This window comes from Romboutsia sp., from assembly GCF_056995035.1.
The window spans coordinates 88350-100724 of the sequence record NZ_JBXKIW010000083.1; the positions used below are offsets into that span (position 1 = coordinate 88350).

General features: G+C 27.3%; 10 protein-coding genes. All 10 read left to right on the forward strand.

Annotated elements, in window-relative coordinates:
• Positions 1–16: 16 nt before the first annotated feature.
• The 10 genes from AC11VW_RS13480 to AC11VW_RS13525 all read left to right on the forward strand — a co-directional run bounded on the left by AC11VW_RS13480 (position 17) and on the right by AC11VW_RS13525 (position 12370).
• Complete coding sequence (locus AC11VW_RS13480; RefSeq protein WP_484301945.1) at positions 17–1189, forward strand: phosphopentomutase; 1173 nt, start codon at positions 17–19, stop codon at positions 1187–1189.
• Between the two features lie 25 nt (positions 1190–1214).
• Positions 1215–2027 (forward strand): purine-nucleoside phosphorylase, encoded by an 813-nt coding sequence (locus AC11VW_RS13485; RefSeq protein ID WP_484302010.1) that lies wholly within the window; start codon positions 1215–1217, stop codon positions 2025–2027.
• Positions 2028–2152: 125 nt separating this feature from the next.
• Positions 2153–3478, forward strand: a complete 1326-nt coding sequence (locus AC11VW_RS13490; RefSeq protein WP_484301946.1) for a pyrimidine-nucleoside phosphorylase — start codon at positions 2153–2155, stop codon at positions 3476–3478.
• A 278-nt stretch (positions 3479–3756) separates the two neighbouring features.
• Positions 3757–4815, forward strand: a complete 1059-nt coding sequence (gene mltG / locus AC11VW_RS13495; RefSeq protein WP_484301947.1) for an endolytic transglycosylase MltG — start codon at positions 3757–3759, stop codon at positions 4813–4815.
• Between the two features lie 104 nt (positions 4816–4919).
• Positions 4920–5588 carry an O-methyltransferase gene (locus AC11VW_RS13500; RefSeq protein ID WP_484301948.1) on the forward strand — a complete coding sequence of 223 codons (669 nt, stop codon included), beginning with the start codon at positions 4920–4922 and terminating at the stop codon, positions 5586–5588.
• Entirely contained in the window at positions 5581–6507 is a 927-nt protein-coding gene (locus AC11VW_RS13505; RefSeq protein WP_484301949.1) for a peptidase U32 family protein, read from the forward strand. Before AC11VW_RS13500 ends, AC11VW_RS13505 begins: the two co-directional genes overlap by 8 nt.
• A 37-nt stretch (positions 6508–6544) precedes the next feature.
• Positions 6545–7174 (forward strand): uridine kinase, encoded by a 630-nt coding sequence (gene udk / locus AC11VW_RS13510; protein ID WP_484301950.1) that lies wholly within the window; start codon positions 6545–6547, stop codon positions 7172–7174.
• An 89-nt stretch (positions 7175–7263) separates the two neighbouring features.
• Positions 7264–8931: a peptidoglycan D,D-transpeptidase FtsI family protein gene (locus AC11VW_RS13515; RefSeq protein WP_484301951.1), complete on the forward strand. Its 1668-nt coding sequence runs from the start codon at positions 7264–7266 to the stop codon at positions 8929–8931.
• An 88-nt stretch (positions 8932–9019) separates the two neighbouring features.
• On the forward strand, positions 9020–9670 hold the full coding sequence (sigK, locus tag AC11VW_RS13520; protein WP_484301952.1) for an RNA polymerase sporulation sigma factor SigK: 651 nt from the start codon (positions 9020–9022) through the stop codon (positions 9668–9670).
• A 750-nt stretch (positions 9671–10420) separates the two neighbouring features.
• Positions 10421–12370, forward strand: a complete 1950-nt coding sequence (locus AC11VW_RS13525; RefSeq protein WP_484301953.1) for a sensor histidine kinase — start codon at positions 10421–10423, stop codon at positions 12368–12370.
• Positions 12371–12375 lie beyond the last annotated feature (5 nt).

The window sequence follows — 12375 nt, forward strand, 5'->3', positions numbered from 1 at the left end:
AAAAGGAGCACAAACTATGAGCAGAGTAATATGGGTTATAATAGACAGTGTTGGAATAGGAGAATTACCTGATTCTAAAAAATTTGGAGATGAAGGTGTAAATACTTTAGGAAATATAGTTAAATCACATAATGATATAAAAATACCAAATCTAATAAAATTAGGAATGGGAAATATAGATGAAGTTGATTTTATAGAAAATATAAACAATCCAACAGGTGCTTTTGGTAAATGCTTAGAAGTATCTCAAGGAAAAGATACTACTACAGGTCACTGGGAAATGACAGGAGTATTAGTTGAAACACCATTTAAAACTTTTGAAAATGGATTCCCTAAAGAGATAATAGATGAATTTGAAAAGAAAACAGGTAGAAAAGTGGTTGGAAATAAACCGTCTTCAGGAACAACTATATTAGATGAATATGGAGAACACCAAATGAAAACTGGAGATGTAATAGTTTATACATCTGCAGATAGTGTATTCCAAATAGCTGCACATGAAGAAATAATACCTTTAGATGAGTTATATAAAATGTGTCAAATAGCCAGAGAAATTATGATGGGAGATAATGCAGTTGCTAGAATAATAGCAAGACCTTATGTAGGAGAAAAAGTAGGGGCATTTTCAAGAACATCTAATAGAAGAGATTACTCATTAAATCCATTTGAGCTTACAGTACTTGATAATATAAAAGATGCTGGATTAGATGTAATAGGAGTAGGAAAAATAGAAGACATATTTAATGGACAAGGTATAACGGAAGCAATACATACTAAAGATAATATGGATGGTGTGGATGAAACTATAAACTATATTAAAAGAGATAACAATGGATTAATATTTACTAATTTAGTTGATTTTGACTCGAAATATGGTCATAGAAGAGACACTAAGGGGTATAAAGAGGCATTAGAAGAATTCGATGCTAGAATACCTCATATAATAGAGGCTATGAACGATGATGATATACTAATAATAAATGCAGATCATGGTAATGATCCAACATATAAAGGAACAGACCATACAAGAGAATATATACCTTTATTAGTTTATGGGAAAAATGTTAAAGAAGGATTAAATCTAGGAATAAGAAGTAGCTTTGCAGATATAGGTTCGACTGTTGCAGATATATTAAATGTAGATGCACCTAAAAATGGACAAAGTTTCAAAAAAGACATTATGAAATAATTTAGGAGGAAAACTAATGAATAATATGTTTGATAAGATACAAGAAAGTGCAGATTTTATAAAAATTAAAAGTAATATATCGCCTAAAGTGGGATTAATATTAGGATCAGGGCTTGGAGTACTAGCAGATGAAATACAAAATGCTGTTAAAATAAAATACAATGATATACCGAATTTTCCTGTATCAACAGTTGAAGGTCATGCGGGTCAACTTGTAATAGGAAATCTTGAAGGAAAACAAGTTGTAGCAATGCAAGGTAGATTCCACTACTATGAAGGTTATTCTCAGCAAGAAATAACATTCCCAGTTAGAGTTATGAAAGCGTTAGGTGTAGACACTATTGTGGTAACTAATGCTGCTGGAGGAGCTAATACAAACTTTAAACCAGGAGATTTAATGGTAATAAAGGATCATATAAATTTTAGTGGAAATAATCCACTAATTGGAAAAAATGATGAAAGATTTGGGCCAAGATTCCCAGATATGTCTACTGCATATAAGCCAAAATATGTAGAAGTAGTAAAAGAATGTGCAAAAGAATTAAACATGAATATACAAGAAGGAGTTTATGCATTTTTTAGTGGACCAACATATGAGACGCCAGCTGAAGTAAGAATGGCACAAATATTAGGTGCAGATGCAGTTGGAATGTCTACAGCTCCTGAAGTTATAGTAGCGTCTCATTCAAATATGGATGTAATAGGAATATCTTGTATAACTAATATGGCAGCAGGAATATTAGACCAACCTCTTGATCATGAGGAAGTAATAGAAACTACTCAAAAAGTAAAAGCTGAATTCTTAAGTTTAGTAAAGGCTGTAGTTAATAAGATATAATTTAAAATAACTTTTGAAATATAAGCTTAATATTAATTTATAAATTAATATTAAGCTTATTAAAATTTAGAGATAGTAAATAATATATAAGACTAATAATTAAGAACTTATGAAGGAGAATTAAAATGAGAATCTATGATATAATCAGAAAAAAAAGAGATAATCATGAGTTAAGTAAAGCAGAAATTGATTTTTTTGTTGATAAATATTCAAAGGGTGAAATACCAGACTATCAAGCTTCAGCATTATTAATGGCTATATATTTAAACAAAATGAATAAGCAAGAAACTGTATATCTTACTGAAGCAATGATGAATTCAGGAGATGTAATAGACTTATCAGATATAGATGGAATAAAAGTAGATAAGCATAGTACAGGAGGAGTAGGTGATAAGACTACTATAGCATTAGCTCCACTTGTAGCAGCTTGTGGGGCACCTGTAGCTAAAATGTCAGGTAGAGGACTAGGGCACACAGGAGGCACATTAGATAAGCTAGAAGCTATACCAGGATTTTCTATAGATATAAAAGCTGAAAAATTTATAGATTCTGTAAATAAACATAAAATAGCAGTATGTGGACAAACAGCATCAATAGCAGTAGCAGATAAAAAAATGTATGCATTAAGAGATGTAACAGCTACAGTTGATAATATTTCTCTTATAGCTTCAAGTATAATGTGTAAAAAATTAGCTTCTGGAGCTAATGCAATATTACTTGATGTTAAAACTGGTGATGGTGCATTTATGAAAACTTTAGATGATTCTTTTGAGCTGGCAAAAGCTATGGTTGATATAGGATGTGGGATGGACAGAGAAACTATAGGTATAATAACTGATATGGATGAACCACTAGGATTTGCAATAGGAAATTCATTAGAAGTTATAGAAGCAATAGAAACATTAAAAGGAAATGGTCCTAAAGACTTTGTTATGTTATGTGAGACCTTAGGTGCGTATATGCTAGTGTTAGCTAAAGCTGCAAGTAATTTTGATGAAGGTGTACAAAAAATAAGAGAAGCAATAACATCAGGTGCAGCACTTGATAAATTAAGAGTATTTATAGAAAATCAAGGTGGAGATAACAGGATAGTTGATGACTATTCATTATTACCAACCGCATCAAAGATAATAGAAATAAAGTCACCTAAAAGTGGATTTATAAGTAAGATAGAAGCGGAAGAAGTTGGAGTTTCAGCTATGATATTAGGTGCTGGAAGAGAAACTAAAGAAGATGAACTAGATTTATCAGCTGGAATAGTTCTAGAAAAAAAAGTTGGAGAATATGTAGCAGAAGGTGATATATTAGCCTATATGCATTTAAATAAGGAAGAAAAATTGCAACAAGCTAAGGAAAGATTTATAGGTGCTTACAAAATTGTTGAAGAAAAAGTAGCTTCTAAAAAGTTAGTATACGGTGTTGTAACTAAGAATGAAGTGAAAAAATTCTAAAAAAGTGATTATAAAGAGTCTAACGTGTAAACAATAACGTTAGACTTTTTTTTAGGTAATTTGAGTCATATGTGGGTAAACCACTTAGTGATAGGAGTAAAGTAAAGCTTTATATTTTAAAGTAAAAAAATAATAAATGCAGTTTATAAGTTATTAAAAAATAATAAAAATGACATTTATGTTCCTAAATTAAAATTATTCGACAATTTCATTGAAAATTTTCATTCTTAGATTTATAATATAAAGGATATAAATATATATGAGGAGTAGATAACCCTATGAATTTGAAGCAAAATAAATGGAAGGTAATAGCATTAACTTCTATTATATTAATAGGTTTTATAGGCATTTTTATATTTACACAAATAGGTCCATATAATAAAAATAATAAAAAAGATATAATAGTTGATGTTCCTTCGGGATCAACAGTTAGCAAAATATCAGACATATTATATGAAAATAATTTAATAAAGAATAAAACTTTATTTAAAGTAGTATCGAAAGTAAGTAAGAAAGCACCTAATATTAAGGCGGGTAAGTATTTAATTAATCAAACGTATTCAAATAATGATATAATAAATCTTTTAGCTTCAGGTAAGATATACCAAGATGGAATTAAAATAACTATTAAAGAAGGGTCTACATCTCAAGAAATAATAGATACTTTAGTATCTAAAAAACTTGGAAATAAAGAAAATTACGAGGAGCTAATACAAAATCCTAAAAAATTTTATGATAAGTTTTCATATTTAAAAGAAGATGATATAACATCTTTAGAAGGATTCTTATATCCAGAAACTTATTATTTTGATGAAGATGCTTCGGAAAAAGAAATAGTAAGTAAAATGCTATCAGAATTTAATAGGATTTATAGTGATAAATTAAAAGAGAAACAAAAAGAATTAAACATGACTATTCAGCAGGTTGTAAATCTAGCTTCAATTGTAGAAAAGGAAGCTGTTTTAGATGAAGATAGACCGACAATAGCAAGTGTATTTTATAACAGATTAGAAATTGATATGCCATTACAATCTGATGCTACAATACAATATATTTTTAAAGAACGAAAAAAAATAGTAACATATAATGATTTAAAAATAGATTCTCCATACAATAGTTATAGAAACAAAGGATTACCACCAACACCGATTTCAAATCCAGGAGTAAAGTCTATAGAGGGTACATTATATCCTGATGATACAAAGTATTTATATTTTGTAGCGAAGATAAATGGAGGTAATAATTACAGCGTAGAATATGAAGATCATCTTAAATATGTAAAAGAATACAAAGATGAAAGAGCAAAGTTAAATCAAACTAATACGAAAGAAAAATAAATTGAAAGTTATTTTAAGGAAAGAGTTAAAAATATGGATTATGCTTTAAAATATTAAGGTGTAATCCTGTATTAATTTTTTTTGCCACTTAAGGAGTGAGTTTAATGAGTAATATAGTAAATGAATTAGTACAAGATTATATAAGAAATACATTAAAAGAGAAAGAAGGGCTTCTAAAGGAATTAGAAGATTATGCAGCAGAGCATAAAGTTCCAATAGTGCATAAAGAAGTTTCAGAGTTTTTAAAAGTATTGCTTAAGGTTCAAAAACCTAAAAGAGTATTAGAAGTTGGATGTGCGATAGGATACTCTTCAATATTATTTGCATCTACAATAGGAGATGACGCAGAAATAATAACGGTAGAAAGAAATGAAAAAATGATAGAAAAAGCTAAAGAAAACATAAAATTAGCAGGATTTGAAAAAAATATAACTATACTAGAAGGCGATGCAGAAGAAAAACTCAAAGAAGTTGAAGGCGAATTTGATATGATTTTTATAGATGCGGCTAAAGGTCAATATCAATTATTCTATGATTTAGTTATAGATAAGTTAAAAGTAGATGGTCTTTTAATCTCTGATAATATCTTATATCAAGGTATGGTAGCACATGATGATTTTGTTGTAAGAAGAAAGATAACAATAGTAAAAAGAATGAGAAATTACTTAGATTATATATGCAACTGTAACTATTTAAATACGTCTCTTATACCAATTGCAGATGGTGTAGCACTTAGCTACAAGCAAAGTGAAAGAGGGGATATAAATGCATAATGTAGAACTTTTAGCACCGGCTAGAGATTTAGAAGAATTAAAAGTAAATATAAATAACGGAGCAAATGCCGTTTATGTAGGTGGAGAAGTGTTTGGGATAAAATCTCAAAATAAGGACTTTTCTAATGCAGAAATGAGAGAAGGTATAGAATTTGCACATGAGAGAGAACGTAAAGTATATGTAGTGGTTAATATAATTCCTCATAATGAAGATTTTGTTGCAGTAGAAACTTATTTAAAGCAACTAGAAGAAATTGGAGTAGATGCAGTTATAATATCAGACCCAGGTATGCTTACTATAGTTAAAAACACTATACCTAATATGGAAATTCATTTAAGTGACCAAGCAAATACTACTAATTATGTTACAGCTAAATTTTGGCATAAACAAGGAATAAAAAGAGTAGTAGTGTCAAGAGAATTATCATGTGAAGAAATAGGACAGATAAGAGCGAATACCCCTTTAGACATGGATATAGAAGCATTTATACATGGAGTTATGACTATATCATATTCAGGAAGAAGTTTAATTAGTAATTATATAACAGGCCAAAATAGTGATAAAGAAATAAATAAAAGAAGTTATAAATTAGTAGAAGAAAAAAGACCAGGAGAATATTTCCCAGTTTACGAAGATGAAAGAGGAACATTTTTATTCAATTCACAAGATTTGTGCATGATAGAGTATATACCACAATTATTTAAAGCTGGTATAACAAGTTTTAAGATTGAAGGAAGAATGAAAGACTCTAAATATATAGGACAAGTTGTTAAGGCGTATAGAATGGCGATAGATGAATTCTATAAAAATCCACAGGAGTGGCAATTTAATAGCATAGGGCTAGGCGAATTAAGAAAAATAAGTAATAGACAATTTACATCTGGGTTCTATTTAGATAATCCAAGTGATGAAAAATAAAAATAAGAATCTGAATTAGTAAGGAGAGTATTACAACATGAAAAATCAAAAAAGACCGCTAATAATAGGTATAACAGGAGGAACTGGTTCGGGAAAGAGCACAGTTTGTAAAGCAATAATAGAAAATATACCGGAAGAAAAAATAGCAACTTTAGAACAAGATGCTTATTACAAAGATCAAACTCACTTAACAATGGAAGAAAGATTAAAGACTAATTACGATCATCCTCTTTCTTTTGATAATAAACTTCTTATAAAACATATAGAAGACTTATCTAAAGGTGAATCTATAGAAAAACCTATATATGATTATGAACTTCATACAAGAAAGAGAAATGAAACAGTTAACATTGCGGCTAAAGATATAATAATAGTTGAAGGTATAATGATACTAGAAGATGAAGATTTAAGAGATAAACTAGATATAAAAATATATGTAGATACAGAAGATGATATAAGAATTCTTAGAAGAATACAAAGAGATATAAGAGAAAGAGGAAGAACTGTAGACTCTGTTATAGAGCAATATTTATCTACAGTAAAACCTGCTCATGACCAATTTATAGAGCCATACAAGAAGTATGCAGACATAATAATGCCTGAAGGTGGTCAAAATGAAGTAGCAATAGATATAGTTATAAGTAAAATAAGAACACAATTAGATTAAATTACAAAAATTTGATATGAAGAATTTGTGAATTTAGTATTAACCCCTTAGAAATTGTCAAAAATGACAAGTATCTAAGGGGTGATTTTATGTCAAGAAAAAAAGGTGATTTGCCTAAACAGATTGAAAGACGAATGTGGGTGATGTTTTTCTTTTCTATAATAATATATTCAATTTTAATTTATAGACTATCAAATATACAAATGTTAGAAGCTGATAAATATAAAGAAAGAGCTGCTAGACAAAGTATTCAGAAAGTTGATTTAAATAGTGGAAGAGGAATTATATATGATAGAAATGGAAAGCTTTTAACAGATAATGTAAAAGAAGAAGTAATGATAGTTGAAAAAGAAAAATTTATAAATGATTCAGAGGTTAGAAAACTAGTAGAAGAATGTAGCCAAATGAAAATAGAAGATATATATTTAAGTATAGAAAAGCAACTAAAATCACAAGTATTTCAAATTAAAGTAAAAGATTTAAGTGATGGTATGAAACAAAAATTATTAGAAAAAAATATTATAGTAGAAGAACGAACACTAAGATATTCATCAGACGAGTTATTATCGCATACTATAGGTTATATTGAACGTTCAGATAAAGTTGGAAAATCAGGAATAGAAAAAGCTATGAATAATATACTAAAAAATTCTAATGAAAAATATGTATCAGCATTTAAAGCAGGGGCATCGGGAAATACTGAAAATATAAGTATATTAAAAGGAAGTATAAAGACCGTGAATGAAGTGGAAGATGCAAGACATATAAAATTAACTATAGATAAAAATATCCAAAAAAAAGTAGAGCAAATAGTAGACAAAGAAGAAAATCCAACATCAGTAGTTATATCTAATGTAGATACAGGGGAAATATTATGCATGAGTTCAAGACCAAATTTTGACCCAAATAATATAGCTAAATATATACAAAGTAAAAAAGGCGAACTTGTAAATAGAACTGCACAAAGTATATATCCTCCAGGATCTGTATTTAAAATAGTCGTATTATATGCAGCCTTAGAACAAGGAGTAATAGATGAAAATTATACCTACAATTGTACAGGAAAAACCAAAGTAGGTAGCAATGGAGAAATCTTAAACTGCCATAAAAAAGAAGGACATGGAATAGAAAACTTACAACAAGCATTTTCTAATTCTTGTAATACAGCATTTTTTGATATAGCTAATAAAGTGGGAGAAGATAAAATAATAGAATATGCAAAAAAACTTCATTTAGATGAACCTGTTGATATAGGTATAGATGAAGAAAAATATAGAGAAATACCTACAGAAATACCTATACGTAATTTAGCTATAGGTCAAGGCAGTATTGGATTTACACCACTACAAATAAATCAAATGACTCAAATAGTTGCAAATAATGGAACATATAAGCCACTATATTTATATGATAGTATAGTTAATAATGATAAAAATATAGTGAAAAGCTTTAGGTCTTCTAAATCTGAGGAAATGATATCTCCATACACTATAACTATAGTAAAAGAAATGATGAAGGGTGTGTCTAAGGACGGAACAGGAAAAGATTTAAAAGATTTAAAAGGTGGATGTGGAGTGAAAACAGGAACGGCACAAAGTACTTCTAATGGAACTAAAGTAGACCATGGATGGATAACTGGATTTTATCCTGAAGAAAGGCCTAAATATGCTATAACAGTATTAGTAGAAGGAACACAGCAAAATAGCAAATCAGCATTACCTATATTTAAAAAAATATGCCAAAATATAAGTGAATAAATAAAAATAAATATCTAGAAGACAAGCAAGTTAACAGTCCGATGTTCATATAATTTAAAATGAAACATCAGAAAGAGGGGGTGGACTGTTGACTATTCTCAAATCATTTGAAAAACCATTAACCCCTGAAGAAGAAGTTACGTATCTAATAAAATTTAAAGATGACAAAGATGAAAATGCAAAAGAAGTTTTAATTGAAAGAAACATGAGATTAGTAGCACATATTGCTAAGAAGTATAATAACTCTAGTGAAGATCAAGATGATCTTATATCCATTGGTACAATAGGATTAATTAAAGCTATAGAAACCTATAACGTAGAGAAAGGTACGAGATTAGCAACATATGCATCAAAATGTATAGAAAACGAGATATTGATGCATATAAGAACCAACAAGAAAAATAAAGTTCAAGTATCTCTTCAAGACCCAATTGGAATGGATAAAGAGGGAAATGAAATTAGTTTAATTGATGTATTAGGTACAGATATTGATTATATACTAGATCAAGTAGAACTAAAAGTTCAAATTGGAAAACTATATGAACAATTGGATAAAATATTGACGACAAGAGAAAAAGAAATAGTACTTCTACGATATGGATTAACTACTTGTGGATATAAAACACAAAGAGAAATAGCACAAAAATTTGATATATCTAGATCTTATGTATCGAGAATTGAAAAAAGAGCTCTTAAAAAACTTAGGAAAGAATTGAAATCAGAAAAAAGCCTTATATAGGCTTTTTTTTTATAAATATTAATATACATATATATTTATAAAACGACGTGGTTAGTGATGTGAATTTTAATGTTTAATATTACTTTAAAAAAAATATATTTAATATCACATTTAATAACAAAATCTATTAATTTATAGCAAATAATTTTACTTGAAACTATTCAAAAACTGACAAAAATATTGAAAAGAGTATGCTAATATAGAATATATAGTAAAAAAAAATAGTATTATAAATCTATACAAAAATATATATCTTAAATAAGAATAAAAATAATAATTTTAGATTATAAGGGAATAAAATAGAAAAGGATGGTGACTGCAGTGATAGACTTATATAAATATATAGAAATTTTAGAATTCTTAAATTTAGCTATTATTATTTCGGTACCTTTTATTGCTTTTATGCTATATAAAATATATAAAAATGGACTTTTTTTATATTTATTGTCTATATATAGTATAGAAATATTATTCTTTATAAATAAAAATAGAATAAATATTTTATATTGGTTATTAATTGCTACAATAATAAAAATGATCTCAGTGACAATACTTAGGAATAAACTTGAAATTAAAAATAATTCATTTGTTTTATTAATAGGGGTAGGCATATTAGGAATGGTTAATTTAATAAGTAGGTATGAGAATAGTTTATTTTTTTATATAATATTAAATTTGATAATAATAAAATTATCAATTATCAATTATATGAAAAAAATTGGGATACAGCTAAAAAAAGATAAACATAAATTGAATATAAACAAAAAACACATATCATCATCGATAAAACAAATAAATCTAGAATGTGATTTACAAAATCAATATAAAAATGAAATGCTAGATTTAAATATTAAAATCAATAAATCAATAGAAAAATCAGACAATCCTATATTCATCTTAAATACCAAGAAAGAATACATTTGCAGTAATCAAGCATTTAAAGATTTTATAAAATTAGACAAAGTAAATGAATATGAAATTGATATATTTTCATATTTAAATTGGAAATTTGCTGATAGTAATGAAATTATAAAAAGAATAAAAGATATAAATATAAACTCTAGTAAGGCGGTTAAATCTTATGATGGTAAAGTATATAAATTTATATGTACAAAAGATACAATTGATGGTAAAAGCATCCTAATATGTATTTTAAATGATATAACAGAAAGCACATTAATAAAAAGTAAATTAAAAGAAAGTGAAGAAAGATATAAAAATTTAATGGATATATTAAATGATGGTGTAATGATTCATAATATGAACACTATCAACTATATAAATAATAAAGCCATACAGCTATTTAATCTAGAGGAATATACAAAAGAAATAGTTTTAATAGATGATGTAATAGAAAATATAAGCAAAAAATTTAGAAAAACGTTAATAAAAAATATGAATTTAGTTCAATTAGGAAAGAAAGACAAAGCTACAACTAAGATAGAAACTAAAGAAGGAAAAACTGTAGAATTTATAACAACAAGTATAGATTTAAACAATGCTAATATGTTACTTAGTATAGCAGTAGATATAAGTACATTAGAAAATGCTCTTACGGATATAGAACAAAGCGAGAAAATGTACAAGCTATTGTTACAAACTTTACCAGAAGGGATAATAATAATAGATAAAAAAACTAACAATTATATTTATAGAAATAAGGCTATAATAAAAATACTAAAAAATATAGGTGTAGAAAATCTAAATAATATAATAAAGAAATATTTAAATAAATATCAATATGGAAGATTTAAAAAGTTTACTATTGATGAAGGAGGGATAGGAGATATAGATGTAGCTATAATAGATAGAGCTGAAGAAAATGCCTTTGTAGTAGTTGTAAGAACTTTAGATGATAAGTATAAAGCTAAAAAAATGAAAGAAACTTTAGCTGAAATAAGTGATAAATATAGATTTAAAACTGAATTTTTAGCTAATTTAGCTAATGATATAAAGAAGCCAATAAATACTATATTTGAAACGAATAAAATACTTTATATAAATAAAGATAAGTATGATTCGCAACATATAGATAACTATACTAGATTGGTTAAGCAAAACTGCTATAGGCTAATGAGGTTATTAGATAATATTCAGGAAATAGGAAATTTAGAAAATGGAACATATACAATGAATATCAAAAAATATGACATAGTAAGGCTAATAAAAGACTTAGTTGAAAAGTCTAAAGTATATACAGATGAAAAAGGATTAATTATTAGGTTTGAATCTAATATACATAAAAAGATATTTGCTGTAGATAAGGATAAAATAGAAAAAATCATATTGAATCTTTTATCAAATTCAATAAAGTTCACTGAAAAAGGAGGAAGTATAACTATTTCAGTCGTTAGTGAAAATGAAGAATTATACGTTTGTGTGAAAGATACAGGAATAGGTATACCAGAAGATAAGATAGGTCTTATATTTGAGAGTTTCGAACAAGTTGATAGGACATTATCTAGGGGAGCAGAAGGAAGTGGAATAGGATTATCTTTAGTGAAAAAACTTATAGATGCACATAATGCTAAAATAATTGTAAAAAGCGAAGTAGATAAAGGAAGTGAATTTACGGTTATATTAAAGGATAATCTAGACCAAAAACAGTTAATTAACGAAGTAGATAGTGGATATGATTTTAGTGATAATGAAAAAATAGACATAGAATTTTCAGACATATATTTCGATTGTAGTTATTAAAGTAT